This window comes from Clostridium aceticum, assembly GCF_001042715.1.
Lineage (GTDB): Bacteria > Bacillota > Clostridia > Peptostreptococcales > Natronincolaceae > Andreesenella > Andreesenella acetica.
Genome location: NZ_CP009687.1, coordinates 264,030 through 290,231, shown reverse-complemented (window position 1 = coordinate 290,231; position 26,202 = coordinate 264,030). Strand labels below are relative to the sequence as shown.

Sequence of the window (26,202 nt, the reverse complement as noted above, 5' to 3'; positions counted from 1 at the left end):
CACTTATTTCAAAAATTCTGTCGAACTGTCATTTTGAGGGTAGCGAAGGGTCTTGGAACAACGACAAATTTTGGTTTAGGTTAACGCTGATGATATAGTTTATTAATAAGAGGGGGTTTTGATGAAATGCAAGAAACTATAAAGTATGTTATTATTGGCAATGGAATTGCTGGCTTATCTGCTGCACAAACCATTCGTAAGTTTGATCCACAGGGCAGCATAAAAATTATCAGCAGTGAAAAATACTTAACTTATTATCGGGTAAAATTATCTCACTTCATCAGTAAACGCTTTGAAGATGAGGAGCTTTTACTCAACAAAAAGCAGTGGTATGATGAAAACCATATTGCCGTAGATTTAGGGGTAACAGTAGAAGCACTTAACCCAGATCAGAAGGAACTTCAATTATCTGACGGTAAAAAAATATTTTATGATAAGTTGCTCATTGCCACAGGCAGCCATCCTTTTGTGCCACCTGTAGCTGGTGCACAAATGCCAGGAGTTTTTGCTTTAAGAACATTAGAGGATTTGAAAAGTTTTCAACATTATCTTGAAAACTGTCAAACAGTTACTGTCATTGGAGGGGGCTTGTTGGGATTAGAAGCTGCCTGGGCTATTAAGGAACTAGGTAAGAAAGTAAATGTAGTTGAATTTTTTCCTTACCTACTGCCTAGACAACTGGACGAAGAGATTTCTAAAGTCTTCACTGAAAAGCTACAGCAAAAAGATCTTCATATTTATACAAATACAGCAGTGGAGGCTATTTTAGGAGAAGAAAAAGTAACTGGATTAGCTTTAAAAGGCGGACAGGAACTACAAACAGATGCAGTATTATTCTCAGCTGGTATTCGGCCTAACCTAGATTTAGCAAAGTCAGCGGCTTTAGATGTAGATAAAGGAATTAAAGTAGATCATCAAATGAAAAGTAATCTAAAAGACATTTTTGCTGCGGGGGATACAATTCAAATTGAAGGAAATATCCTAGGACTTTGGAACACCGCCAGTGACCAAGGAAAAGTCGCTGGGGAAAACATGACAGGGGGCAGTCAACGCTACCAGCCTAGCCAATTAAGTACTTTACTAAATATCGGTGGATTGTCGGTTTTTTCTATAGGCGATGTACAAGACTTCACAGATACCTTCAGCACTTTTGATGGAGAAGCACGCTATAGGTTTTATGCCAAAGATGGCATACTTACTGGAGGAGTAGTTATCAACAATATGTCCAAAGTCCCAAAAGTAAAAAAAGCTGTCCTTAACAAAATCTCTATTGCTGAAGAATTAGGGGCAGGGAAAAGTCAGCAGGAAATTGTTGATGGATTGCTTCAATAACCCGAGCAAAAACGACAGACTACGTAAAAACTAACCTTATTTGTATCTTTATTTTTATCTTTAATTGTATCTTTAGTATTTGTATTTTTGTCATTCTGAACGTAGTGAAGAATCCTATATTCTAAACCTTATAAGACCCATTCTCTACGCTCAGGGTGACAATTTTCACGGAATCTGACGAAACATCCTCCCAGTTTAAGTTCATGATGAACTTTAATGAAGAATCGTAATCTCAATTCTTCTATTGCTGGCTCGTCCCACTGCCGTATTATTGGTGGCAATAGGATGATTTTCTCCAAAACCACTAACAGAAATTCGTTCTTCTGCTATGGACTGATCCTCTATCAAAACCTTTGCTACATTAATAGCCCTAGCTACAGATAGTTCCCAGTTTGATGGGTATAAGGAAGTACTTATAGGGAGGTTATCTGTATACCCTGCTACAATAATTTTGTTATCGATTTTTTGTAACTTGTCTCCAATATGGTTTAATACTACTTTACCCTCCTCCGATAGGTCGGCTCTTCCGCTAGGGAATAGGATGCCATCTTTAAATCGAATCAAAAGTCCGGTATCGTTTTGTATAATATTTACTTGGTCTAAAAGATTCTTTTCCCTTAAATAAGCAATAAACTCTTCCTGAGACTGGACTATATCTATTTCTATATCTTCTAGTCCAAAAAGTAAAGCGGCTAAAGAATCTTTTTCATTTTTTAGCACTTCATTTTCTTTACTCAGTTCATCTACCTGACTGCTCAAATCCTCCACCTCTGAAGTAAGGGTTTCTTTTATAGTATATAGTAAACTAGTTTCTTCTGCAGTGAAGATGAAAAATATAATAAAAAAACATAGAACAATGGTGATCATATCACTATAGGTAATGATCCAACTATTAGAGAATTCTAATTCATCTTTTTTATTCTTATATTTTAAACTCATGAAGTTGATAATTCCTTTCATCTGCCCTTTTTCCAGGGTACGCCAACCGATCTTCTTCCTTCAACATAACATTCATTTTATCGAAAACATTCCTTGCAGAATCATTTTCCGCAATCAACAATATGCCTTCAGTAATCATAGCATATCTTAAAATATTTTTACCCACATACTCTTTAATCCTTACCATAATAGGTACAGCAATAAAATTGGCTATCAAGCTTCCATAAAGTGTACTTACTAAAGCTGCTGCCATATTGTTCATAATCTCATAGGGTTGGTGCATATTTGCCAATAAACCGATCAATCCCACCAAAGTTCCAATAAGTCCTAGAGAAGGTGCCACGTGGGAGATCATCTTAAACACGTGATAGGCTTTAAGTAAGTTTGCCTCTCTTGCCTCGATATCCTTTTCTAGAATATCTCTGATCACCTCTGGCTTTTTATAATCATTTAACAAAATCATAGCATCTCTTAAAAAAGTATCTTCCTCAATATTGATCTCAGATTGTATGGATAATAAACCGTCCCTTTTCACCTTTGCTGCAAGACTATGAACTTTATAGATATCCTCAGTATAATTGATTTCCTTTATAAAACTTTCTTTAGTCATTCTTAATGTATCAGTTAAAGTTGTCATCGAGAAACTAACAAATATAGATATAAATATTCCTGCAAAAATAATTTGTATTGCTGTTGTGTTAAGCAATAGCTTCAAAGAAATACTGCTTACAAAGGATTGTCCAATAATCAGCAGCATTACCACAATCACTATTAGTTTTTTGTTTTTTCCTTCAAAATTGATTTTCATTTTATGCCCCCAGTAATTCTATCTAATTCTTATTATTAACTTATTTTATATTATCATATTATCCTGTTTAAGTCATGTTCTGAATCAGGATATTTTAAGGTTTAGTGATAAGTAATTGAAAAAAAGGCAATTTAATGGTAAAATGTAGGAAAAGTGGTAAGTAGTTAGAAAAAACAATTGAAAGGAAGTGCAAAAAACATGAAAAAAATGTTAATTATTACCTTAGTATTAGCTTTAATGCTGACTACAGTTGGATTTGCTTCAGCAGAAACATCCTACTGGGAAGAGTTAAAGAGTATGTATGAATGGGATGCTATGGAGGGAAATATATCAATGGAGTTGACACTAGTGACTCCTCCTGACTCAAGTCATCATTATCATGTACATATGTATTCACAAACAAATTTAAAGGACTTTACCTCTTATACAGAAATGCATATCAAAGATGCCGAAGGATTACAAACTATCCCAACAATCAAGGCGTATACACAAGGCTCAAATCTGTATATTAATAGAGACGCTGTTCTTGCTTTTTTAGCAGCAATAGGTCAAAGTGAAGCAGTAGCTATTTCAGAAGAATATGTTATGCTACAGAACAATCAAAATGCCATTGAACTGAATAGCAATATCCTAAAAGATATGGTGGCATTTATAGAAGAGATGGACTTAGGTATGGATTTAGGTATGACGCAAGAAGATAATGTTTATACCTTAACTCTAACATCTGATGAGATGATCGATCTTTTAGATGCTTACATCCAATACATCCTCAATAATATAGATCAATTACCTTCTGGCCTTATACCATCTGAAGCTATGCCAACAGAAGAAGAAATGCAGGAAGCATTACAGGCATATAACACCTTCCTTGCACCTTATAAGGAAATGGCAAAAGAATTTACTAAAGGAAGCCTTTACCACCAAGTCAGCACATTTGAGGATGATTCCTACCATGAAGACGCTACTTTAACTTTTGTAACCCCTATGGGTCAGCTAAACATGAAAATGACCTCTACCTCTAAAAAGCTTGATTCCTCTACTATCCAACTGCCAACCTCAGTTATGGTTATTACAGAGGAGGAATTCACTAACTTACTAACAGGAGGACTTACTCCAGCTCCTTCAATGGAATTAAAAGCAGTTATTGATCTTGAAGGAAACTATGCTAAGCTAGGAGAAAGTATAGAAGAAGGAAAACTTTCATTGCATCTACTAAACCAAAGAGCCCATATCGCTATGACAGACGTCTCTAAGCTATTGGATATAGAACTAGCAGCTAGCGAAGATCTAGTGGCTGTCAGAGATTTAGAAAACTATGGTTATCTGGTTGTATGGAACGCTGCAAACAGTACTATACAAATCTATCAATAATAAATAAAAAACTCTCTAAAGTCCTCACTTTAGAGAGTTTTTTCTATTCAAGTAATCATTAACGTTAATTTTCCGTAATTTGTCATGCTGAGTGGAGCGAAGGGTACTATTACCATTAGATAGCTTTATATTGCTTCATTGCCTCTTCCCAAGTGTCCCTTAGCTCTTTGGTCATAGTAATTACTTCTCGAAGTTTTTCTGGATCTTTTTCTATGTTGGCCTCTACTAACCTATAGTTCATAAATTCATAAAGGCTAAATAGATTTTTAGACATCTCTATTTCTTGATTCAAAGTACTCATTAACTCAATAAAAATATCCTGTGCCCTTTGGATAGCAACGTTGGTTTTTTCATTGTTTTTTGCACTAATATAAATTACTGCTTGGTTCATGAAACGAATAGCTCCCTCATACAGCATCAGTGTAAGATTCTCTGGTGGAGCAGTTAGGATTTTGCTTTCTAGGTAGTTATTAGCAGATACGGCTTGTGCTCCTGCTGGCTTTGGTGGTATAGATTTTGTAGCATTGGGTTTTGGTGGCACCCCCATATAGGCTCTTGTGTTAGTCTCTGGTACCGACTTAAGTGCTGACGATGTAGCTACCTCTGTTTGTACATCTTGATTCTCGCCTTCTTCTTTTACTGTTTTTTTAACATATTTGGCATAGGCTGCATAGGGATTATTTGTTGCCATTTTTATTCTCCTCTCTTATGTAAGGATTTTCTGTCTTTTATGCTTTTTCGTCTATAATTAAACCTGCTAACTCCCACATCTTTGCCACCATATCCAGAATCTTTTCTGGTGGAATTTCCCTTATTACTTCCTTTGTTTCAGTATTGGTAACCTTCACACTAATTTGCTTCGTTGCCTCATGTATAGAAAATTGAAGCTCTGTTGGAGGTGTTATTAGGCTTTTATTTGCCCTTTCAATCATCTCAATTAGCTTTTCTTCTCCAATATTTAAGGTATCTCCTTCTTTTTTTCTCTGTAGAATATCTCTACCGGCTTTACTTTGCTGCTTTATTTGAGCAGTATTTGTTTGAGAATGGTATTGTTTATCTGTATTTTGAGTCTGATATTTTTGCACTTGTTGAACCGACTGAGGTTGTATTTTTGTGATTTCCATCCTTAATTCCTCCTTAACGCTAGCATTTTTTATCTAACTGCGTGTTCTTCTACTAAGAAGCTTATATTCTCTACTGATTTTTCCTCTATATCGTTTTTAAAAATTGTTCAACAATGACTTTGGGAATATTATTAGCTGCTTATGTCTTTAACACTACATTAATATTATCGGAATATTATCGGCTTTTTTTAAGGAAGTTTTAGGGAAAATAAGAATTTTTTTATAATGTTCAGAAACTTATTTTCTGAAATCACTTAACGTAGCTACATATAGAGAAAAAAGTTCTACTTAGGACCTTCAGTAGGACTATGTTTAAGGTTCACTTGATAAATTTTTCTATTTACGTTAATATATTGCATATATAGACATATGCCTATACCCTATATATAAAAAGGAGACTTTATCCATGGCAAATGAAGATTTAACTAAGAACAAAATAGAAAAATCAAAAAAAATACTCATAACAGTCTTAATAATTTTCTTCAGTATAAGTTTATGGGGATTTGTTGTCTATTATGGTTATACCTACGCTAAAGACTATATCGATACAACCATAAGGAATGTACAACAAGAAAATGCTATGAATATCCAACAGCTGTCAGAAGAAGTGCATACACTAAAACAAGAAATAGTTAATCTGATACAAAGTCTTGAAAGCACAGACTCTACTTTGTCCGATTCTGCATCCCTTCAAATTCGAATTGATAGGAGATTGGAAATACTAGATCAAAATTTGAAAGAGCTTGAAAAAAGTTTAAAAATTCTCAAGGAGGCCCCAAGTGTACAAAATTAGTTTATTTATGTTATTCTTAGTCGCCCCTTTCCTGCCACTCTTTCTAGTCAGCCAGGAGTTTATGCATCAGGAAAAGTTACTGGAGCTTCCTACAACTGTGTTACAGGAAGAAGTAAAACAGTTACAGAAGGAAATGGATCTTTTACAAGAAAAAGTGATGGCGCTAGGGATCAATATTGAAGAACAAGAGCAAACTTTCCGTTTTCAAGAAGAGAGTTTATCTGAATTTTCTCAAGTAAGCACTACTCATAGACAGCTATCTGATGACGTTTACGAACAAAAAATACTAGACATGCTAGGACCCACCGTTGCCACGTATATCTCTGATAAAACTGAAATCAAGATTTTTCAGCTTGCAGAGCTAGGCTATAGAGGGTATATTGCAAAAGTTAAACTTTTTGATCCACAAGGGTTTAAAGTTGTATTGGCACAAGACACCTTAGGAAAGCTAGAAACCACTTCAAGTGCAGCTAAAAGAACCTCGGCGGTTTTAGCCATTAATGGAGGCGGTTTCTATACTGAGCGGCGTAATGGTTTATCTTACGCACAAATGATAGGAAATACCGTAGTTGATGGAAACTTAGTAGAATCTTTCAATGGTTATCCAGGGGATTTATTTTTTGCAGGGATTAATCATCAAGGCCAGGTGGTAGGAGGAATACCAGCTTCTGAAAGGGAACTTATGTCTTTAGAGCCTTATCAAGGGGTAAGCTTCATTCCTGTTTTGCTGAAAGAGAGAAAAAAGGTAGCAATTCCAGATAAGTGGAAAACTACTCGCCAACCTAGAACAATCATTGGAAAGTATGCTAATGATGACCTGATCATGATCGTTATCGATGGCAGACAAAACAACTGGAGCATAGGTGTTACTTTAGAATCCCTACAGGATAAGCTGCTGGAACTGGGAGTGAAGGATGCTTATAATCTTGATGGAGGAGGATCTAGCGCTATGTATTTTAATGGTGTCCTTTTAAACAAGCCCTCGGATGGAAGAGAACGACCCGTAGCAAATAATATTGTAATTATTCCCTAATTAACCTTGATTCAATTTCTCTGGTATCAAATAATATTTAAGCCTAGGGCAGCTAGGTATTCCCAGTGTTTAGCAAATTTACCTGCTCCCTAGGTCTTATACCGGTTGGATCTTATGAATTTTTTCACCTTTCCAGTCTTAATCAACCACAAGAACCCTCCCTGTAGCTGTTATCTCTATTCTTCTCTCCATGCCTCCATTTTCTCCATCACTAAATCATAGGTTTTTTTACTGATCTCTGGCAGCTCTCCACCCAGCATATTAGATGCTTCTTTGAAGCCCTTCTCTATAGCAGATATGAGCATGTCTATTTTATCCGGATCTCCTCCAGATATAGCTTTAGCAAAAGCCACTATATTATCACTAACCTTCTCAGGGCTTAGGGGTCCGCCTTCTGCTATCATCTCTTGTGCTTTTAGGCGAGTCTCTTCATCAATCTCAACTACTGTTTCTAATCCCTCTAAATCCTTAAAGGTCAAACCTTGTTTCTCTAAAAGTTGCCTTACCATTTCTTTTAGCTGACTATGAGTTCTTTCACTTTCTTCTTTTAATCTCTGTATGGTAACCATATCTGGTTTAATGGTAGGCTTTTGATAAGTAACCGTTCTTTCCTCTTTTGGTGATGGAATATATTCGTCCTTTACTTCTTTTTTTGTGTTATCGTTATCTTTGTAATTATTTTTCTTACTCTCCTTTACCTCTGATGATCTAGTTAGATAATGATCTCTGCTTGTTACACTATTAACATTCATCATACTCCCCCCTTAGCATAGTCCTTTGTAAAATTTTTCTTTTCTCCTTAAAGCATTATAGGCACTTCTCAAGACTGTTAGTAATATCGTAATGCTCTAGCTTCTTATCTAAGATCTTATGTAGGTACTGACTCATAGCTAATCCATCATCTTTGTATTTTTCATGAACTTTCCTACTAAGTAGTTTCTATAAATATTATCGGCTTTTTTCTGGTAATGTTTACTAAATTATAGGAATTTTTTCTTCATTACCTTCTTTTCCTGCTTCCCTTAACAAGGTAATTCATACCTCTTACCCTCTACCATAAACCACCTCTCCCTCTATACAAACTCTTCCTATCCTAGTACTTGTATTTCTATGATTTTTTCCAAATCCTTACTTTTTCTTGAAGGTATAAAAGACCCCTTTCAGGATCTTCGCTGTCTACTTTAGTTGGATTTTAATCTAGGACAACTGGGTAGCCTCACTATCTAGTAGTTTGACCTGCTCTCCTAGGGTTTGGACTTGTTTGTTAATCTCTTGAATTTCTTCATCGGTTAAATCTTCATCTACTACTCTTTGGGCTAGCTCCTTCATCTGAAAGAGTTTTTCTTCTATCATATCTAGCATCTGTAGTCGCTGTTTGACTTTCTCTAACTCCTCTTGTAGCTGCTTTTTTACCTGCTCTTTCTCTGTCACGTTATCATCTCATTTGTAGTTATTTATAAGCTTATGTCTAGATTCTTACCTAGGTGTGGGTTAACAGACTGCTCCATCATCTTGGTGTTTTCCTGCACCATTTGTACCATATCATTCATCTGGGTTTGTCCTGCATTCATTGCCATCTTCATAACGGAGATACTGGCTTGCTGGGCTACCTTCATTTGGTTTAGGCTCATTGATAAAGCTGCTATATCCATGGGATCAGCTCCTTTCTTTTAAGAAATAGTGTAAGGTTTAAGTATTCTTTCTACTTCTTCTCTGAAGCTTAAAAATGCCGATAAAACTTCTTCATTTATTATGGTATATTCCACTTTGACTTTTTTCTCTTCCTCTTCTAGGCATACGCTATTACACTCTTAGTATAGCTTATCATTTGATGTAGAAAATTCAACCAGAAGAACCGTCCTCGTATTTTACTAGTCCCCGTGGTTTACTGGCTCCGTTCTGATTGTACTCTCTTCTCTATTTCTTTTAATTCTTCTAGTGGTAAATCTGTAATCTCTGCTACAAAATCTAAATCTGCACCATTCTTAAAGGCTTTCTCTGCAGTTTCAATCTTAGCTCGCTTTTCTCCTTGTTCTATTCCTTGTTCTATTCCCTGCTTCTTAGCATAAGCAATCTTAGAAATTTCATCTCTCCTCGCCTTCTCTCTAGCTCTATAAGCTTCTAGCATTTTCTCATCGGCACTTACCGTTTCTAAAGATTCTATTGCTTTACTCATATTCTCACTCCTCCTTTTTAATCTTTCTATCCTCTCTTCATTACCTACTTTTCCAGCTTCTTTTAAAAAGGCCATCCATAGTTCTACTCCCTCTAATACTTCTATTTCTTTTTCTAGCTTAGTCACCTCTAAATAATGAATTTGCAGGTCTTCTGTTAGGGTAAAATGTTCTTCTCTTTCTAATAGCTTAAAATGCGTATGTAGTTTTTTACTTTCCTTGATAGCGTCATAATCCATAATATTAATAACGATGGTTTTTTTCAGTTCCTCGTAGGGCTCTGCTTCTCCTATGGTTTCTGCGTAGGTCTTTGCCCAGTAATAGAGGCTTCTCTTTCTATAGCTTATTTCTGGCTTTACCTGAATCTCAATGTTTACTCGCTCGCCCTTTTCTGTCTCTGCTTTAATATCTAATACCGATAGTTTATCAAATTCATGCTCTTTATAATTAAATGGGTTGAGGTACTTTACACTTCTAATCAAATCTTCTCCCTTTGCCCTTAAGGTATCATTTAATAGATCTATGAGTAGTTGCTTACTTGTTTGATCTTCTCTTCCAAATAGAGCTTTAAATACAAAATCATTCATTGGATTTAATAGCTTCATCTTCATCACTTCCTAATCACAATCTTTTTATTATACTTATATTTTACCACAAATATAGATTTTTTAACTGTTTCTACTCATAAAGTTTGTGCAAAAAACAGCAGAAAAAAGACCCTTCTCAGGGTCTTTTTTGTCTATTTTATGAAGTTTTCACCTAAGATCGCTAGCTAGCTTCACCATCTAGCAGTTTTACCTGCTCTCCTATCGAAGAAGTTTACTATACTCTTTTAGATGACTATTAGTAGTTTCTAACACAAAACCTCCGTCCCTTTGTGCTCTTTATTTGCAAAATATGACTTACTTCTGTTAATGCCCCCTCAGTAGTTTGATATAGAGAATATACGTTATTAGCGTTTCTTGTAGCTTGTTTTAGACCTCTTATTCTTGCCCTCATCCCTTCACTAATAAATAAACCTGCAGGGTCATCTGCAGATTTATTTATTCTCATGCCACTGGATAGTTTTTCTTTAGTGTTTGAAAGTTTTTTGTTTGTTTTGGTTAAATTATTAAAAGCTGCTAAAATAGGTATGTTGTTGGTTATTTTCATGCTTATACAGCTCCAATTAAAATATTTTGTCCGATTAATTTGGTTTTAAGTTTTATGCTCTTAATAACTGTATTACACTTTGATTATCTTGATTAACTTGTGCTAATATTGCTTGTGCTGATTGTTGTAGTATGTTTTGTACAGTGGAATTAATAGTTTCTTTTGCTATATCTACGTCTCTAATACGAGACTCTGCTGATTGCAAATCCTCAAAGGATTTATCTAGGTTTTTAACAGTATATTCTAGACGATTTTGGAGCGCTCCTAGTTTTGAGCGTTCTGTTGAAACCCTTTGGATAGCTCTATCAACGGATTTGATGGATATTTCGTCTAATTGTGCATCTATATCCACTTGGTCTGGGTAGAAAAGGGCTACTTTATTTTCTATTACTATGTCTCCTGTACCAATACCGGTTCTCCAAATGTGCCCTATCTCATTATTATAATAAGGGTCATAGCTATAATAGTCATCATAGTGAGGATCTCCTGGAAAATAATATTGTTCATAAACAGAGTATGCGATTTCGTTATAATCCTGGTCGTACATTACTAGTATATCCCAACTGTCTTGGTATCTCTCTATTATAAATCTGCCCACTGTAAATATAGATCCATCTAAAAGAAAATCTGTGCTGGCAGTAGCTTGAATAGTAAATGAATTTTCTTGTATATTTAAGGTGTTTATAGTTAGTGTTGTTCCTTCAGGCATGCCTACATAATTATCATTATCTATATGTATACCTATCGGATAGTTATACCCTGAAGTCATATAGCTTGCATAGTTCATATCTTCTAATTTATCTACAGGACTTTCTAGTAAATTGATATATGTGGATTGCTTGCCTGAAAAACCTACGATTTTATCCTTGTCGTCAACTAAAATATGATGCACATAAAACCCATAAGAACCTTCCCAATGTATAAATGGATTATCTATCTCTTTTAGTGTATATGTTTTCCCTTCTTCTATTGCTACACTAGATATGTCAGATATAGTTCCCCAATAAGATTCATTAAGGGTTCTATTTACTTGAGCTATGGTGGGTATTACTCCTATGCCTATGGCGTCCATTTGTCTGATATTTAAAGCTATACTTTGACCTGAGTTGGTTCCTATCTGAAAAGTTCCTTTGAATTTTCCGTTTAATAAATTTTGATTGTTGAATTGAGTTGTATTCGCTATTCTGTCTATCTCTGATACTAGTTGTTTAACTTCTCTGTTTATGGATTGTTTGTCGGATTTTGCTTGAGTTCCGTTTTCTTTTTGAACCATTAACTCCCTTATACGTTGAAGCAAAGAATGTGTTTCATTTAAGGCTCCCTCGGCTGTTTGAATTAAGCTCACTGTGTCTTGGGCATTTCTAGAAGCTTGATTTAAGCCCCTTATCTGTCCTCTCATTTTTTCACTGATTGCTAAACCTGCTGAATCATCTCCTGCTGTATTAATTCTTGAACCTGATGATATTTTTTGCATTGAATTTGTGTTGGCTATATGAGAAATCCCTAGTTGTCTATGGGTGTTAATGGCCGTTAAGTTATTGGCTATTTTCATTTTTATTCCTCCCTAAAATCTATAGCTATTTCAATGCCTTTGAACTATAGGTGCTGCCATAGACATGTTGTAGACGAGATATTCAATTTAAATATCTCGTGTGATAAAAATGTGTTAATTTTAAGGACTAATCTTGTTTTTTATCTTAATAATTGTAATACTCCTTGTGGTACTTGATTGGCTTGCGCTAACATTGCTTGGGCCGCTTGTTGAAGGGTATTTTGTTTAGTTAGTGCTATCATCTCTTTCGCCATATCTATGTCTCTGATTCTGGACTCAGAAGAAGTTAAGTTTTCTGCTGCGTTATCCAGGTTTTGCATAGTATGTTGAAGTCTATTTTGGATTGCTCCTAATCTAGAACGGTGAGATGATATTATTTGTATAGCTGTGTCGAAGGAATCAATAGCTTGAGATGCGTTATTAACTACATTGACATTAGTTAATGCTAAACTCTCACAGCTTGTACTTATTAATTGTAATACTATTTGTTGCCCAGAATTGGCTCCTACTTGGAAGTTTAGTTTGCTTATTTCTGGTGGTTGAACATCTGGCCATATAATAGAAAATCCTGATAGTGGCTGAGGGTTTATGTTTGCTATGTCTGGTACTACGTCCTCTGCATTCCTTGACGCTCCTCCTGTTACATCGCTACCCCAAACAGAACCTGTGTCGTCGTTATACAAATTTATCTGACTTTTAAAATAATCTAAACCGTTTGTCTTGAAATCGTTATAAAAATCAGTTAAACCTCCTGCATAACTACCATTTGAAATATTCTTCAAAGCATCGTCTAAAGTGTGTGTTTGGTTAGTGTTTAGATAAACCATTACGTCTTTTATACCTTCTCCACCATTAGAACGTATGTGGTAATCTAAAAACCTAGTTGCTAAATACCCTGTTGAGTACATAGCACTAGTCCCTACCCAAGGAGAATCTACTTGATTAATAAGGCTTTGTACTGCTGATTCTATGTTGGCTGTTTGTCCTCCCCAAGTTGAATGATCTCCTGTTCCTAATGCTGTATAAACTGCTGATACATTCGAACCCCCTACTTCCCATGCGATGTCTGCACGAAGTCTCTCATCGGCTCCATGTATAAATTCTGCTGTTCCTTCTTTAAACCATGTTGGTAGTGCTGCAAAATTCATTGTTCTTGCCATTACTGCATGAACCATTTCATGAGCTATTATTCTATCATTATACATTGGTGCTGTTCCGCCATTTGGCCATGTTGCAGGACTAAAATCTGCCATTTCTATTACTAAACTCAAATTACTTAGCTTTCCAGTACCTACATCTACTAAACCACTAACGTATGCCAGTGTCCCTCCCTTTACCCCTTCAATTAAATTTATTTTCAACTCTACTCCGTCGGCTTCCAGACCAAAATAATCTTTAATAAGTTTTTCGGATTGTTCTAACCAACTTTTTTGTAGGAATTCTACTATTTTCCCTGCTTCCCCTACATCTATACTATTTGCATTTAATAATTTAATACCGTTAAAATGAGTGCTATTTGATATATTATCTATTTCTTTTTTGAGTTGATTTATTTCATTCTGAACTGATTGTTTATCTTCATCTGTTAATGTATCATTCGCTGCTTGAACAGATAGTTCTCTTCCACGTTGTAGCATTGCATGCTTTTCTGCTAGTGCCCCCTCCATGGTTTGAATGAGGGATATACTATCTTGAGCATTTCTACTGGCACGATGTAGTCCTCTGATTTGACCTCTCATTTTTTCTGATATTGATAAACCTGCTGCATCATCACCTGCTCTGTTTATCCTGTATCCTGATGATAATTTTTCCATAGATTTAGATGTATTAATTACGTTTAAATCTAGTTGTCTATGTGCGTTGCTGGCAATTAAATTATTATTTATTCTCACATTGACCCCCCCTCCCTATGATAATTCACTAATCAGCAAGCATCTCCGAAAACTCATCGCTATTATTAAATAGCTACATCCAAATATATTTCTTTTAATTCTCCTTCAATCCACATCCCTTAATAATCTGTGCACACTTTTTTTGCTGATGGCTGAACTCTCTGCATCATCTGCTGCAATGTTTATTCTATAACCTAAGACAACTTCTGTGTAGACTTTTCAGTACTTTCCCTGTTATTTTTTAATGTTTTCAAGGTGCTTAGAGCATTTGAATTATGATGAATAATCATCTATATCATGCCTCAGCCACTAAGATATAATCTTCCATAAAAGTGTATCGACATAAATCCTCTTAGACTTTAGGACTAATTGCCTATTTTTGAATGTTTTTCTATGAAGTTTTCAATTATACCACCTAAAGATAAAAAGATTTTTAAGTTTAAAGAATCCCTAAGGTTTAGCACCAAGACTTATTCCTAAGCTGGGATTTACTAATTGCTCTATCATTTTGATATAAACCTCTAACATATCAGGAAGACCAGCAGTTTGTATCTCTGCTATATCCATCTTGTCTCCTCCTTTTTTGAGTTATACTTTGCAAAGTTGGTTTTTTATTAGATTTTTAGGTTTATGATACAACATAGGGCTTTAATGTTTTTTCTATCTCTCTTTTCCAATCTGTAAAAACTGGAATAATTTCATTTTGTACTTGTATCTCTAGGTTAATTTCTTTTCCTCTTTTATATTTATGTATAGCTTTACTGATGCTTTCCTTCAGAAGTAATGATAAATTACTTATATTGTTTTCCATAAGTTCTTCATATATAGGTTTCATTGCGCCATCTATGCTAGCTATACCCTCTATCACATCCTGTAGCATAGCTAAAGCTTCTTCATAGCGGAGTTCTGTTAGTTGGTTTTGGATATGAGAAAATCCTTCTTCTATTGTTTCTAATAAAGGTAAAATTTGTTTCATAACTTCTATGTATTTATCCATCCTTATCTCCTCTTTTCTGAGCAATATCCATGCTCATTTTTTAAGGTGTCTGGGGTTATTGCGTCTTTACTAAAACATGCTTAATTGTCCTTGTTAATCTAGCTTTCTGTCTTGTCTTAACTACTTTTCTTCAGCAGCTTTAACCCCTGTTTCTTTCAGTCTTTTCTATACCTTCACTCATATTATAAGCTTTTAATATTATTTCCACGGTCTTTTTACCTTCTTCTCCATTAATAGTGCCCCTCTATCATGCTTTATAAAAAAACCCTCTGTCCCTTTGTGACTCTACCCAGTTTAAGCAGGTCTCCCTTTCTTTTGGGGTACTGTATTTTTAAGTCCTAATTTACTTGCATCCAGTGTTTTTTTTGTGCTACAGTTAAAACTTTTTTCACATAAAAATAATTTTCTGCTTTTATCTCTAGGGTCGTCAAAAGAGCACTCATTTACCAAAGTTATTATCTTATAATTATCTTTGAGGTAGTTTAATTGCTCATCTTGCTGTTGTGCTGTTCCATTGGATTCGAACAATAAATTAGGAGCTAGTTTAGATGCTTTAGTTATTACTTCTTTCCAGTTTTTTATCCATACACATACTGCTAATAAAAAACAAATATCTACTTTATCAGAAAAGATAAAATGATTAATTAAATCCAGGTTCTCTTCTTCTAAGTTAAAGGTGTAAAACTGTAGATTTGCAGAATTATTGATACTTTTTATACTATTTGCGGCATTTATTAGTTTATAATTGTAATCTATTCCAACTCCTAACTTAATTTTAGATGCTAAAGCATGTAACATACCACCCATATTACACCCAATATCTAAGACAACTTTCCCGTTAAAATTATATCTCACATTCTTTAGCCTTTCTAATGGCTCTCGTTGCCCTCTAAAATACTGACCTTTTATTTCTAAGGAGTGATACGCACTTTCAAAGTTTTGTGCATTATAAACAGTGCCACTGGTTTTAGTGTAATTAATAATCTCCAGCACCTTTTTTGTCACACTATCAACTTCTCTACTTTTATTGATAGTTTCATTAGTACTCAATAAAGCAATCTCTGTTAAACTATGTCCTGTGTACTTTAACCACAAATTATTATAATATTCTATAAGTCCTTTTCCTATATAGTTAGGTCTATCACCTGTAAAGTTTTTTGGCACTCCAATAATATCATAAGACTGTTTAAAGCTTTTAGGTTTTTTTGAGTATTTTTGTAAAAACTCAAAATCTATAGCTTTTAGTCCTTCCTCCTGGGAGTATACAAAATTGCCAGGATGGAAATCTGCATGTACATAGCCTTCATCATATATAAACTTAATAAATTTACTAATTTCTACAATATTTAACCTTAAAATATTGCTTTTTCCACTATCTCCTTCTATAATATTTTCATAGTATGGAATTATTATATAATTATTTCCCTTTTCAATGATAGGTGGTATTATTTCGCATTTTTTGCTTAAAACTTCATGTGCAACAATTTCTCTTTTTAAAAAACGTTCATTTCCTGGTTTGTAAGTTTTCTTAACCGCTAAACCATTTTTATATTTAATAACTTCAACTCTCGCTCTATGCTTAAAACTTTCAAAAGTTTTTACAACTTCATAAAACGACTCATAGTATTGATTTTCTATCTCCCTGCATTGGTTAAACAATCGTTTCATCAAGTTTTTTGATGAATTCTCTACTATTGTGATTGATTCTTTTTCGTTTTTTGTATGATAAAAATAATCTTGAATATCAGTAATTCCAAAGTCTAGTTTGAGTTGCTCTCTTAGTGAATCTATCAAAAAATAGTTCTTGTCATCATATTGTCTGTACTCATTTTTTTCCTCTATAGATAATGGTTTTGGATGTAAATTATAAAGTATAATGGTTCTTTTATTTTCATTATTAAAGTTGATATTTAGCGTCTCTATTGTAGTATATCCAAATTCAAAGTACCACTTTTCTAAGTAGTCCTGAAGTTTTTTACTTGCCTTATTGTGAAATATCAAAAGACTTAATCTGCCATTTAAGCTTACAGAATTATCGATACTGTTAATCACTTCTAATTTTTTTGCTATCTCTTCTTTAAGCGATTGTTCATCTGTGTGCTCTAGTACTTCTTTATATAGTTTATAACTTTCTTTATACTCTTTCTTTTGTTCTAGTATATATGCTTTATTGTATAAAAGGTCGAGATGATTTGGGCTTATGACTAAACCTCTATTAATTGTTATAAGAGCTTCATCTATATACCCTTCCATTATAGCGATAATGCTTTTCATAGAGTACGTATCTACGTCTTCTTTTATAATTTTTTCATATTGAGCTAGTAATTCTTTGGCATCCTCTAATCTATTTTTTTCAATTAGCAAATTAATATTTTTCTTTAGTTTCTTCTGATAAACTAGCATTTCCTTGCTCATTATGTTCCCTCCTCTGCTCGTCTCTTATACTTTCCACATCATCATATAAGTTGCAACTGTACTTCAGACTTTAGTATTAGCATTTCTAAATCACTTGGCACAATTTTTAGATATTCATCTATTAGCACTTTAGCCTCAGCAATTTTTTCGGTTTCTAGAAGGATTTTGATGTTTTTTTTCACCGTTTCTTTATACTTTTCAAATTCATCATATCTACTATTTTCTAAACTAGTTTCTATTTTTTCTTGTTTTACTTCTTCAAGAAAGAATTCTATGCCCTTTTTCATATAATCGTAAGAGCTAAGAGCTTTTCGCAAATATTGAAGATACTGAATTTCATCAGTCTCTTTATACTTAAAGGCTTTTCTCATGTACATAAAGAATATCTCTTCATAGCTTTTTAGTATATAAATGTTCTCTTCTTCTAAAATATTCTCCTTATACACTTTTTCTAGATAAAATATTCCTTCTTTTACATATCTGTTAAATAAGTTAAAATAGATCCTATCATCTATTTCACCTTGTATTAATATAGCTCTTTTAAAAGCTTTAGAAAAAACACAATAACTGATATCTTTTTTATCTTTATATTTTTGAAAGTAATTACTTATTACAGTAGAAAAATCACTAAACGTATATACAATATACTCCATATACCTATTCATCTCTTTTTCATTAATTTTGCTTATAATATCAGTTACATCAATAAGATCTCTCAGTAGATGGTAAATAAATTCTCCATAAATTCCTATTTGTTCATGAAAACTGAACTCCCTAATTTTAAGGCCGTCTTCTTCTGTAATATTTTGGGATTTTTGCACTTTTTCTCTTAGTTTGTTTAAGAATATATACGAGGTATTTATATTTAATCTTGAAAACCTCTTTATTATTTCTTTTTTATGACTTATACTATTTTTTATAGAAGATTCTAGAGAAACTATAAAGTTATTCTCTATTTCATGCTTAATATTTTCTGGCATTTGATCTATAATTTCTATATAAGATGCTACTATCTGGTCATATTCCTTATATTTTATACATAACTTCACAATATAACTGAAAGCCTTGTTTAGATATTGCTTCGACTCAATTTCTTCCTCATTAAACAAATCAATTGTTTTTTTTATGAATAGCATCGCATTATGAAAGTCTAAAAGCCCATCATATAGAACTGCTATTTGTTCATATACAAATAGCTTTCCGCCTAAATCAAAAACTTCATTATAATCTACTCTCAGTTGGTTTTCTTCATATAACTCTAATAATCTTAGATATTCTTTATAACTTTCTATAGCTTGGCCATTTTTATTTAAGCGTGCTTGAACCTGTGCTAAGTAAAAATATATCTCCAAACAGGAGGTAGTTTGTTGATGTTGGGCCTGTATTGACTCTTCTGCTATTTTTTCTGCTTCTCTGAAAAGTCCATTCTCTATACACATATTTACCACTAGATTACAAATCCATAAGGGATAAGTATTTGCTTTTTTAACTGTTTGGTAGGCTTTTTGTATTGCCTGCAGTGCTTCTGTATTTTCTCCATGCAAATTATATGTCTTTGACAAATGGTATAATAGATAGATATTATTAGGATCATTTTCAAGTTCTTTTCTAATCAAGCAACTATTTCTCTTGAATTTTTCATGCATTAATTCTTTATCCGTATTAATGTATCCATAATGAATGAATACTGAATTTGATAAATACACAGGTTCTCTTGATGGGAGCTGTTCGTGTATTCTACTTTTAAATCTTACTCCATTATCTTTTTTAACAATTCTTTTAGAATAGAATGTGCTACCTATATTCCCCTTATCATCTGCTAGATTTTTTATCTGTACAGCTAAAGCTTTATACTTTTTATAAATACTTTTATTAAAAAATTCGATGATGCTCTCTACATTCTCCAATATCTCATCCGCATCTATGTAAAAATACCATTCTCCTCGGGATTTATCTATAGTGATATTTCTAGCTTCAGCAAAATCATCCTTCCATTGGTAAAAAAATACCTTGTTCGTAAATCGTTTTGCTATTTCCACTGTATTATCCGTAGAACCTGTATCCACAATAATTAATTCTGATTCTATATTCTCTATAATTGGTTTCAATGCGTTTAGACATCTTTCAAGATATTTTGATTCATTCCTGACAATCATTCCTATGCTTAATTTCATTCTTTTAACCTCCAGTTATAGATCTATAAATTATAACAACACAAAATATATCTTTAAATATATCTTGAATTCTTATAATTTAAAAGAGGCCCAGAGAGAAAACCTCTCTGACCCTCTACTATTTTTGCAAATTTTACAAATAACTATCTTAATAATTGAAGTACCCCTTGAGGTGCTTGGTTTGCTTGAGCAAGCATTGCTTGAGCAGCTTGTTGAAGGATGTTGTTCTTTGTGAACTCCATCATTTCCTTCGCCATGTCTACGTCTCTGATTCTTGATTCAGAAGCTTGTAGGTTTTCAGAAGATGTATCTAAGTTCTTGATTGTGTGCTCTAATCTATTTTGGTATGCACCTAACTTAGATCTTTCTGCTGATACTCTTTCTAAAGCATTATTGATTGTAGTAATAGCAGCTGTTGCCTTTTGAGAATCTGTAATGTCAAGAGCTTCTCCACTATTTCTTAATCCTAAAGCCTCTGCTCTCATATCATCAATACCTATAAGCATTGTTTGGCCACTATTGGCACCTATTTGCATTGTCAATGCTTGAGTTGCATCAGTGTTTCCAGCATCAGCAGCTTTAATACTTATTGTAATACTTTCTCCAACTTGCATATCAGCTAATCCAGCTAATGTTAAATCACTACCAAATCCAGTCAGTGTATCTCCAGCAGCATTTAACGCAATACTTAATTCAGCTGGATCACCTAAATCAAAATCATCTCCTAAGTTAGTTGCCCCAGAAGCAGTACGTGTAATAATAATTGTTCCTGATGTATCAAGGGCCCCAGTAGAAGCTGCTGTAGCTGTTACTGTTGCAGAAGTATTAGATTGCACAGTTACAGTTCCTGTAGCCGCATCTCTTAAGCCAGCTTTATCTCCATTCAATAGTTTTTGTGTATTGAATTCTGTTGTATTAGCAATTCTGTCAATTTCAGAAGTTAACTGATTAATTTCTTTTTGAATTTCTCCTCTATCTACTTCTGTATTTGTATCATTTGAAGATTGAACAGCAAGTTCTCTCATTCTTTGAAGAATTGCATGGGTTTCTGTTAAAGCACCTTCTGCTGTTTGAATTAAAGAAATAGAATCTTGAGCATTTCTAGAAGCTTGGTTAAGGCCTCTGATTTGTCCTCTCATTTTTTCAGAGATTGCAAGACCTGCTGCGTCATCTCCTGCACGATTGATTCTAAATCCTGAAGATAACTTCTCCATTGATTTTGAACCCATGTTGTTACTGATTCCCAACTGTCTATGTGTATTCATAGCCATTAAGTTATTATTAATTCTCATTTGTTATTCCTCCTTGATTTTTGGTTTCGGCATCCTTGCCTTTTTTTATTTTAATACATAATTTGAAAATCTACCTGTCCTTGGCCAAGGTTTTTGGTGAGATTTTTTGTGCTTATTATATATATCGGTATATTCCCTTAAGACTTTATAGTGAAACAAAAATATTTTTAATGGAAAAAACAGGCATCTTATGATACCTGTTTCTTACTTATAATTTTACCGCCTTTAGTCTGACAATATCATTCCAGTTCTTAGCGGTAATCATCTCTACAGCACTCATATCTTCTCTGATTTTTTGTGTTTCTTGGTAAACATTTTGGATCTCACCTTTTAGTTCCTCACGGGTTATTTCATGCTCTTGGGTAAGACGCTGGTCTAATTCCGTAATACGATTATCTAGTTGTGTAATACTACTATCTAGTTGTGTAATACTACTATCTAGTTGTATAATACGATTATCTAGTTCTGTAAAACGCTTTTCAAATTTGATTTCAATTCTGTCCAGTCTTGCATCCATGTTGCTAACCTTTTCTAGTATTTCCCTTAGTAAGCTCTCCATGGCATCACTTCCCTTTTTTCTTTTAGTATTTACTTTATTATACTTTTTTTCTAGGGGATGAGCAAGAGAGAAGGGTCCCTTAAAGGACTATTTCCTAAAAAAACCTTTAAGTCCCTCTATAGAAACCTTCTGCTGACTGGCAGCTTTATTTTCTTCTTGGATTTCTAAGTAGACTTCCTTTCTAAAGATCTCTACATCTCTTGGTGCGGAGATTCCTAGTTTTACCCGGTCTTCTTCTATACCTAGAACCTTTATTTCTATATCTTTTCCCAGCATGATGCTTTCTTCTAGTTTTCTTGCCAGTACCAACATGCTATCTTGCCCCCTCTACCACTGGGGGTTCTTCTGCTTGTGGTGTTTGCTGTGGACTATTAGAGAAAATTTTCATCTCTTCTAAGATGTAATGCTTCGTCTGATAGTTTTCGTCATCTACAACAATCTGTTTTGCCTTGTTGTTTTTGGTATTGATGATAATAGGTGCTCTTAGATTTGCGGTGATTTTTTTGATATCCTCTGGTACTATGACTATGGTGAATACTTGAACTTCTTCACGGGACTGAATCTCTAGCTTTTCTACGATGTTTTTGGGTATTTCAAAGTCATAATCTGGTCGGAAGATAAATGGGTTGACAATGACAAAGGCTAAGTCTGTATCCTCCACCGATTGAAGCCACTGAAAAGGTACGCCTTCTTCTGGGTTTTGAATGATAAAAAATTTTGTTAAATTTTCAAATCCAGGAATACCATCGAAAAAGTCTAGTATTTTGTTTTCGTCTATTTCTATTTCACCAAAATGTTTTGTATTGAGCAGCATGATTTTCCTCCTATCTTAAGAAGTCTAACAAAGTTGGCTGGATGATTCTTGCTCCTACAGAAAGAGAAGCTCGATAGACATTTTCTTCGTTCATCAGCTCCATGATGACCTCTCCCATATCTGCATCCTCCAATTGAGATTGGAGCTTTCTGAAGTTGATAATATTATCCTCAGTTCTATTTTGAACAAGGTCCATACGGTTTACTTTTGCACCTATTTCAGCACGCGTAGTTAATAGTGAGTCTATATACTTATCTAGATTATCAAGTTGACTGCTGACTTCTTCATGTTTTCCAGCCAACAGTTGGGCTTCTATCGTGTCTATTAAGTGAATAAGACCAGATTTTTGAGGTATTGCTTTGATAATCAGTGTTTCTTTGGTCATTTCACCGTCTGCTATTTCTCTCCCTTGTTTTAAGTCCTGCACTTGAAAATTAAAGTTCTTTAATGGATGAAGGGGGTCTTCTATATCTTCTATTGCATCACTTAGTTCTTCAATAATTTTTTTCATAAAATCTTCTTTGCTTTCACCTGAACTATTAACTTCTACTGGCACGGTTCCTGCGTCTGTATGTATGTTAATAGTAGCTTCAAACTCTGGAGGTTCTCCATCTGCTGTCATTTTAATGACAATTTCTCCCCCCTCCAACTGGAGCCTTGTAGCATTTTTCTTATCCTCATCATATACCTGTGTTGGAAGCTGTAGTGTCAAGTCGCTAGCGCTAGTATACTTCTCAAACAAATCTATACCTAGTGTATTAACATCTATTAATTCTCCCACGCCAACCTCATACTGAATTCTATGATCTACTAGATTAGGGTTTTTTGCATCAAACAAATTAACATTATAATTTCCATAGTGATCGAACAAAGGTGTATTTGTGTTTTTTCCAGAAAACACATACTTACCTGCATAGGTAGTATTCCCCAAACTAATAATTTGTTGCTTAATTTCTTTAATTTCTCCCTGTATTTTACGTGTATCTTCGGTACTCAACACACCATTTGAGCCCTGCACCATAAGTTCTCTTAAACGTTGCAGTGCATCTCCTGCGTTGATTGCCGCTATCTCCGTAGCTTCTAGCCAAGAGATCGCATCATCTGTATTCTTTTTATACTGCTGCATTTCCTTAATATCTGCTCGAAGTTTTAAGCTTCTGGAAATGGCTATAGGATCATCTGAAGGCTTATGAATTCTCTTACCTGTAGCCATTTGCATTTGTTTTTTATCTAATCGTGTTACATTTTGATTTAGATTCCGCATCATATTGCGAATCATCATATTATTAGTAGTCCTCATGTATCATCCGCTCCTTATCTTCCTACTAACCCTACACGGCTAATAATAGTTTCCAGTAGTTCATCCATAGTGGTCATCATCCTGGCAGAGGCATTATAGGCATGCTGAAACATCACCATTTTAGAAAGCTCTTCGTCAGTAGATACCCCTGAAATCCGTTGTCTTTCTATATCTACTTGATCTGTCAATATATACTGATTATGAGCGTTTCTTATAGCCTCCTGAGTATCTACCCCGAGGTTAGAGATTAAGGATTTTATAAAGTCCTCTGGCTTTCCTTCTTTAAACATACCATCTTTGTGTCGAAGTTCTAACATTTTAAGTGCCATAGACCCGTCCCCCGGTAAGAGATCAGGGCTGCTTGAAGCCGCTATTTTATTCGGATCTTCTATATCTAAAGAAATTTTTATATTTCTAGCTGTTATTTTTTCTGCATCAACATCCTCAGTAGATACACCATTAGCGGTAAAAAACAGATAGCCTGTCTCTCCCCCTAAACCAAAACCCTCTACATGAAGATCATTGATTTCTTGAGCAAAAACCTCAACGAAACGATTTAATTCACTAATGTAATAGGGTACTCCTTTGTTGCCTCCGCTATCTCCATCCCTTAAGTCCAGCAATGCCTTCAGTTCCCCCTGTAATGCTCTTGTGTCTAGCCTAGAACCATCCGCCCATTGCACTACATTAAGCTCAACATCTGCACCTATGTTGCTAAAAAACTCGCTTTTTTGCTTTTCTTCTGCACTCAGTTTATAGGATCTGTCATGCGATACTAGAGATTGACCATTGATTTGAATCACCATTTTTTTCCCTACATGCTCTTGATCGCTGGCAACGTTATAATTAGCATCGCCCACCTCTATCACATCTACATTAACTAACTTAGAAAGCTGGTCTATTAAAAGATTTCTTTGATCTCTTAGGTCATTGGCGTTACTGCCATCAAGCTCAAATCGATAAATTTGTTGATTTAACACAGCAATTTGGTCTGCATAAGTGTTGATGGACTTCACTGTTGTTTGGATATCAAAGTTTAAATCCTTTACCATTTTTTCTAACTGATTATAGGTATGACTCACAGAGTTAGTGAAAGCTACTGCTCTCTGTCTCACCAAAGATCGAGTCGTCAAGTTTTCAGGATTTTTACTCAATTCCTGAAAAGAGGAAAAGAGTTCATCCATGACAGTTGCTATCCCTGTATTAGAGGGTTCGTTCATAATGGACTCAATCATGGACAAGCCATCTCTTTTTACTTCCCAATATCCTAGAGAATTTACTTCGCTTCTATACTTATAGTCCAGAAACTCATTTCTTAACTGTTTCACAGCTAAGGTATTTACTCCTGTACCCATCATCCCTTTTCCACCTGCAATGGCCATAGGTGTGCTGGATGTTTGTTCTGCCCTTTGTCGTGTATAGCCCGGTGTATTGACATTGGCTATATTGTGTCCCACTACATCTAGGGACTTTTGTGCGGCAAACAGCCCTGAACGGACCGTATTAAATCCTGAAAATGTTGAACGCATTACTATCTACCACCTTCATCAATTTTTACTCTCATGTTATGCCAAGGCAGAGTTTCTCTTCATAGAGTCTTTAATTGTACCATGGCTTCGCTATATCCCTATTAAAAATTTTTATATCTTTACATCTAATAAACTAGATGACACTTTTTTCTTTAATCCCTGATTTTCTCCATAGTTATTCCCCGTCTCTGGTCGTGAGGTCATCATTTCTATATTAAAGTTCACATAGTCTAAACTTTGATAAATCAATTTCTCATTCAATTTATTCACTTCAGCTAATATAGCTATTATTTCTAGGAGTTCATTTCTCAAACCATCTATCTCTATGGCTTCCTCTTCTTCCAAATGTAGAAGCAACTCCGATATACTGGAGAGAGGGGCTATATCCATCTCCTCTGAAATATTTACAAAAATGGAACGACGGATTTTTTCAAAGGTCCCCATCGTTCTAATATATTGTTGCTCTTTGTCAGTGGTCTCCTCCAACTCCTTGAGTTTTCCCTTTTTGATGATTTCTGCCTTGCCTTCAGCCGTCGCTAAAACTTCTTTATACATCTTTAGTTCTTGCCGCAGGGTGTCCTTCAGCTGCTGAATTGATCTTATCATACCCTCACCACCTACTAAAATTTGCTAAATTTTCTTATCGATCATAATCCCTTCTATGATCTTATCTGCTATTTCTTTGCCAGATACATTGTAGCTGTTGTTTTCAATACTTTCCCTTAACTCTTTGACCTTTTCTTGTCGTACTTCCGGCAGGTTCTTTAAGGCCTTCATTGCCACTTGAAATTCCTTTGCTTTTTGAGAAATCTCTATCTTATCTTTTTTCTCTCCAGTTTCTAGCGTTTTCTCCGTCCCCTGCTGAGCTTTATTGTATAGCTTCATTACTTTATTAATGTTAGAGCTATTATAAATTTTCATAATAAAAACACCTCTAGCTTTCCGATTATTT

General features: G+C 34.5%; 26 protein-coding genes. 4 read left to right on the top strand and 22 right to left on the bottom strand.

Translation table 11 applies throughout. The annotated features are described in order from the left end of the window. The first annotated feature begins 126 nt into the window (after positions 1–126). Positions 127–1,332 (top strand): NAD(P)/FAD-dependent oxidoreductase, encoded by a 1,206-nt coding sequence (locus CACET_RS01370; protein ID WP_052661546.1) that lies wholly within the window; start codon positions 127–129, stop codon positions 1,330–1,332. Positions 1,333–1,545: 213 nt separating this feature from the next. Here the strand turns inward: CACET_RS01370 and CACET_RS01365 are convergent, their stop codons facing one another. Both CACET_RS01365 and CACET_RS01360 read right to left on the bottom strand, forming a co-directional pair. Further along, positions 1,546–2,271 (bottom strand): OmpA/MotB family protein, encoded by a 726-nt coding sequence (locus CACET_RS01365; protein ID WP_158385937.1) that lies wholly within the window; start codon positions 2,269–2,271, stop codon positions 1,546–1,548. Next, the gene (locus CACET_RS01360; protein WP_044826111.1) at positions 2,255–3,079 is read right to left on the bottom strand and encodes a motility protein A; all 825 of its coding nucleotides are present in this window, start codon (positions 3,077–3,079) and stop codon (positions 2,255–2,257) included. The genes CACET_RS01365 and CACET_RS01360 overlap by 17 nt, the downstream gene beginning before the upstream one ends. A 198-nt stretch (positions 3,080–3,277) precedes the next feature. On the opposite strand from CACET_RS01360, the gene CACET_RS01355 reads away from it, so the two are divergent. Then, the gene (locus CACET_RS01355; protein ID WP_044826110.1) at positions 3,278–4,450 is read left to right on the top strand and encodes a hypothetical protein; all 1,173 of its coding nucleotides are present in this window, start codon (positions 3,278–3,280) and stop codon (positions 4,448–4,450) included. A 115-nt stretch (positions 4,451–4,565) separates the two neighbouring features. Here the strand turns inward: CACET_RS01355 and fliS are convergent, their stop codons facing one another. After that, positions 4,566–5,141 carry a flagellar export chaperone FliS gene (fliS, locus tag CACET_RS01350; RefSeq protein WP_242846962.1) on the bottom strand — a complete coding sequence of 192 codons (576 nt, stop codon included), beginning with the start codon at positions 5,139–5,141 and terminating at the stop codon, positions 4,566–4,568. A gap of 37 nt (positions 5,142–5,178) precedes the next feature. Further along, the gene (locus CACET_RS01345; protein ID WP_082058296.1) at positions 5,179–5,574 is read right to left on the bottom strand and encodes a flagellar protein FlaG; all 396 of its coding nucleotides are present in this window, start codon (positions 5,572–5,574) and stop codon (positions 5,179–5,181) included. A gap of 406 nt (positions 5,575–5,980) precedes the next feature. On the opposite strand from CACET_RS01345, the gene CACET_RS01340 reads away from it, so the two are divergent. Both CACET_RS01340 and CACET_RS01335 read left to right on the top strand, forming a co-directional pair. Next, on the top strand, positions 5,981–6,367 hold the full coding sequence (locus CACET_RS01340; protein ID WP_044826109.1) for a hypothetical protein: 387 nt from the start codon (positions 5,981–5,983) through the stop codon (positions 6,365–6,367). Then, complete coding sequence (locus CACET_RS01335) at positions 6,354–7,400, top strand: phosphodiester glycosidase family protein (protein ID WP_052661545.1); 1,047 nt, start codon at positions 6,354–6,356, stop codon at positions 7,398–7,400. Before CACET_RS01340 ends, CACET_RS01335 begins: the two co-directional genes overlap by 14 nt. Positions 7,401–7,576: 176 nt before the next feature. On the opposite strand, the gene CACET_RS01330 is transcribed toward CACET_RS01335, so the two are convergent. The 18 genes from CACET_RS01330 to flgM all read right to left on the bottom strand — a co-directional run bounded on the left by CACET_RS01330 (position 7,577) and on the right by flgM (position 26,171). Continuing rightward, the gene (locus tag CACET_RS01330) at positions 7,577–8,152 is read right to left on the bottom strand and encodes a hypothetical protein (RefSeq protein WP_052661544.1); all 576 of its coding nucleotides are present in this window, start codon (positions 8,150–8,152) and stop codon (positions 7,577–7,579) included. Positions 8,153–8,597: 445 nt separating this feature from the next. Beyond that, positions 8,598–8,831, bottom strand: a complete 234-nt coding sequence (locus tag CACET_RS01325) for a hypothetical protein (RefSeq protein ID WP_044826108.1) — start codon at positions 8,829–8,831, stop codon at positions 8,598–8,600. 23 nt (positions 8,832–8,854) lie between these two features. After that, complete coding sequence (locus CACET_RS01320; protein ID WP_044826107.1) at positions 8,855–9,052, bottom strand: YjfB family protein; 198 nt, start codon at positions 9,050–9,052, stop codon at positions 8,855–8,857. Positions 9,053–9,285: 233 nt separating this feature from the next. Next, the gene (locus tag CACET_RS01315; RefSeq protein ID WP_044826106.1) at positions 9,286–10,179 is read right to left on the bottom strand and encodes an Rpn family recombination-promoting nuclease/putative transposase; all 894 of its coding nucleotides are present in this window, start codon (positions 10,177–10,179) and stop codon (positions 9,286–9,288) included. Positions 10,180–10,417: 238 nt separating this feature from the next. Continuing rightward, a complete protein-coding gene (locus CACET_RS01310; protein WP_044826105.1) occupies positions 10,418–10,726 on the bottom strand; it encodes a flagellin in 309 nt (102 codons plus the stop codon). Between the two features lie 52 nt (positions 10,727–10,778). Next, positions 10,779–12,278 (bottom strand): flagellin N-terminal helical domain-containing protein, encoded by a 1,500-nt coding sequence (locus CACET_RS21045; protein WP_052661543.1) that lies wholly within the window; start codon positions 12,276–12,278, stop codon positions 10,779–10,781. A 140-nt stretch (positions 12,279–12,418) separates the two neighbouring features. Beyond that, positions 12,419–14,170, bottom strand: coding sequence for a flagellinolysin (locus CACET_RS20320; RefSeq protein ID WP_044826104.1), 1,752 nt, complete (start codon positions 14,168–14,170; stop codon positions 12,419–12,421). Between the two features lie 628 nt (positions 14,171–14,798). Continuing rightward, the gene (locus tag CACET_RS01290) at positions 14,799–15,167 is read right to left on the bottom strand and encodes a DUF8042 domain-containing protein (protein ID WP_044826103.1); all 369 of its coding nucleotides are present in this window, start codon (positions 15,165–15,167) and stop codon (positions 14,799–14,801) included. Between the two features lie 294 nt (positions 15,168–15,461). Continuing rightward, positions 15,462–17,582 carry a methyltransferase domain-containing protein gene (locus CACET_RS01285; RefSeq protein ID WP_044826102.1) on the bottom strand — a complete coding sequence of 707 codons (2,121 nt, stop codon included), beginning with the start codon at positions 17,580–17,582 and terminating at the stop codon, positions 15,462–15,464. A gap of 41 nt (positions 17,583–17,623) precedes the next feature. Beyond that, a complete protein-coding gene (locus CACET_RS01280) occupies positions 17,624–19,756 on the bottom strand; it encodes a glycosyltransferase (RefSeq protein ID WP_044826101.1) in 2,133 nt (710 codons plus the stop codon). Positions 19,757–19,899: 143 nt separating this feature from the next. After that, positions 19,900–21,048, bottom strand: coding sequence for a flagellin N-terminal helical domain-containing protein (locus CACET_RS01275; RefSeq protein ID WP_044826100.1), 1,149 nt, complete (start codon positions 21,046–21,048; stop codon positions 19,900–19,902). Between the two features lie 208 nt (positions 21,049–21,256). Beyond that, positions 21,257–21,607, bottom strand: coding sequence for a hypothetical protein (locus CACET_RS01270; protein WP_044826099.1), 351 nt, complete (start codon positions 21,605–21,607; stop codon positions 21,257–21,259). 87 nt (positions 21,608–21,694) lie between these two features. Further along, entirely contained in the window at positions 21,695–21,919 is a 225-nt protein-coding gene (gene csrA / locus CACET_RS01265) for a carbon storage regulator CsrA (protein ID WP_044826098.1), read from the bottom strand. Position 21,920: 1 nt separating this feature from the next. Then, positions 21,921–22,421 carry a flagellar assembly protein FliW gene (gene fliW / locus CACET_RS01260; protein WP_044826097.1) on the bottom strand — a complete coding sequence of 167 codons (501 nt, stop codon included), beginning with the start codon at positions 22,419–22,421 and terminating at the stop codon, positions 21,921–21,923. Between the two features lie 10 nt (positions 22,422–22,431). After that, the gene (gene flgL / locus CACET_RS19315) at positions 22,432–23,721 is read right to left on the bottom strand and encodes a flagellar hook-associated protein FlgL (protein ID WP_052661542.1); all 1,290 of its coding nucleotides are present in this window, start codon (positions 23,719–23,721) and stop codon (positions 22,432–22,434) included. A 14-nt stretch (positions 23,722–23,735) separates the two neighbouring features. Then, a complete protein-coding gene (gene flgK / locus CACET_RS01245) occupies positions 23,736–25,250 on the bottom strand; it encodes a flagellar hook-associated protein FlgK (RefSeq protein WP_044826096.1) in 1,515 nt (504 codons plus the stop codon). 111 nt (positions 25,251–25,361) lie between these two features. Continuing rightward, positions 25,362–25,856: a flagellar protein FlgN gene (locus tag CACET_RS01240; protein ID WP_044826095.1), complete on the bottom strand. Its 495-nt coding sequence runs from the start codon at positions 25,854–25,856 to the stop codon at positions 25,362–25,364. Between the two features lie 24 nt (positions 25,857–25,880). Continuing rightward, entirely contained in the window at positions 25,881–26,171 is a 291-nt protein-coding gene (flgM, locus tag CACET_RS01235) for a flagellar biosynthesis anti-sigma factor FlgM (protein ID WP_044826094.1), read from the bottom strand. Positions 26,172–26,202 lie beyond the last annotated feature (31 nt).

Excerpts from the sequence above, each read along its gene's own strand:
- fliW (WP_044826097.1), bottom strand. The coding sequence starts at position 22,421 with ATGCTGCTCAATACAAAACATTTTGGTGAAATAGAAATAGACGAAAAC.
- fliS (WP_242846962.1), bottom strand. The coding sequence starts at position 5,141 with ATGGCAACAAATAATCCCTATGCAGCCTATGCCAAATATGTTAAAAAA.
- CACET_RS01240 (WP_044826095.1), bottom strand. The coding sequence starts at position 25,856 with ATGATAAGATCAATTCAGCAGCTGAAGGACACCCTGCGGCAAGAACTA.
- CACET_RS01315 (WP_044826106.1), bottom strand. The coding sequence starts at position 10,179 with ATGAAGCTATTAAATCCAATGAATGATTTTGTATTTAAAGCTCTATTT.
- flgM (WP_044826094.1), bottom strand. The coding sequence starts at position 26,171 with ATGAAAATTTATAATAGCTCTAACATTAATAAAGTAATGAAGCTATAC.
- CACET_RS01340 (WP_044826109.1), top strand. The coding sequence starts at position 5,981 with ATGGCAAATGAAGATTTAACTAAGAACAAAATAGAAAAATCAAAAAAA.
- CACET_RS01290 (WP_044826103.1), bottom strand. The coding sequence starts at position 15,167 with ATGGATAAATACATAGAAGTTATGAAACAAATTTTACCTTTATTAGAA.
- CACET_RS01310 (WP_044826105.1), bottom strand. The coding sequence starts at position 10,726 with ATGAAAATAACCAACAACATACCTATTTTAGCAGCTTTTAATAATTTA.
- csrA (WP_044826098.1), bottom strand. The coding sequence starts at position 21,919 with ATGTTGGTACTGGCAAGAAAACTAGAAGAAAGCATCATGCTGGGAAAA.
- CACET_RS01320 (WP_044826107.1), bottom strand. The coding sequence starts at position 9,052 with ATGGATATAGCAGCTTTATCAATGAGCCTAAACCAAATGAAGGTAGCC.
- CACET_RS01270 (WP_044826099.1), bottom strand. The coding sequence starts at position 21,607 with ATGGAGAGCTTACTAAGGGAAATACTAGAAAAGGTTAGCAACATGGAT.
- CACET_RS01370 (WP_052661546.1), top strand. The coding sequence starts at position 127 with ATGCAAGAAACTATAAAGTATGTTATTATTGGCAATGGAATTGCTGGC.
- CACET_RS01345 (WP_082058296.1), bottom strand. The coding sequence starts at position 5,574 with ATGGAAATCACAAAAATACAACCTCAGTCGGTTCAACAAGTGCAAAAA.
- flgK (WP_044826096.1), bottom strand. The coding sequence starts at position 25,250 with ATGCGTTCAACATTTTCAGGATTTAATACGGTCCGTTCAGGGCTGTTT.
- CACET_RS01285 (WP_044826102.1), bottom strand. The coding sequence starts at position 17,582 with ATGAGCAAGGAAATGCTAGTTTATCAGAAGAAACTAAAGAAAAATATT.
- CACET_RS01365 (WP_158385937.1), bottom strand. The coding sequence starts at position 2,271 with ATGAGTTTAAAATATAAGAATAAAAAAGATGAATTAGAATTCTCTAAT.
- CACET_RS01275 (WP_044826100.1), bottom strand. The coding sequence starts at position 21,048 with ATGAGAATTAATAATAACTTAATGGCTATGAATACACATAGACAGTTG.
- CACET_RS01360 (WP_044826111.1), bottom strand. The coding sequence starts at position 3,079 with ATGAAAATCAATTTTGAAGGAAAAAACAAAAAACTAATAGTGATTGTG.
- flgL (WP_052661542.1), bottom strand. The coding sequence starts at position 23,721 with ATGAGGACTACTAATAATATGATGATTCGCAATATGATGCGGAATCTA.
- CACET_RS01355 (WP_044826110.1), top strand. The coding sequence starts at position 3,278 with ATGAAAAAAATGTTAATTATTACCTTAGTATTAGCTTTAATGCTGACT.
- CACET_RS01330 (WP_052661544.1), bottom strand. The coding sequence starts at position 8,152 with ATGAATGTTAATAGTGTAACAAGCAGAGATCATTATCTAACTAGATCA.
- CACET_RS21045 (WP_052661543.1), bottom strand. The coding sequence starts at position 12,278 with ATGAAAATAGCCAATAACTTAACGGCCATTAACACCCATAGACAACTA.
- CACET_RS01280 (WP_044826101.1), bottom strand. The coding sequence starts at position 19,756 with ATGAAATTAAGCATAGGAATGATTGTCAGGAATGAATCAAAATATCTT.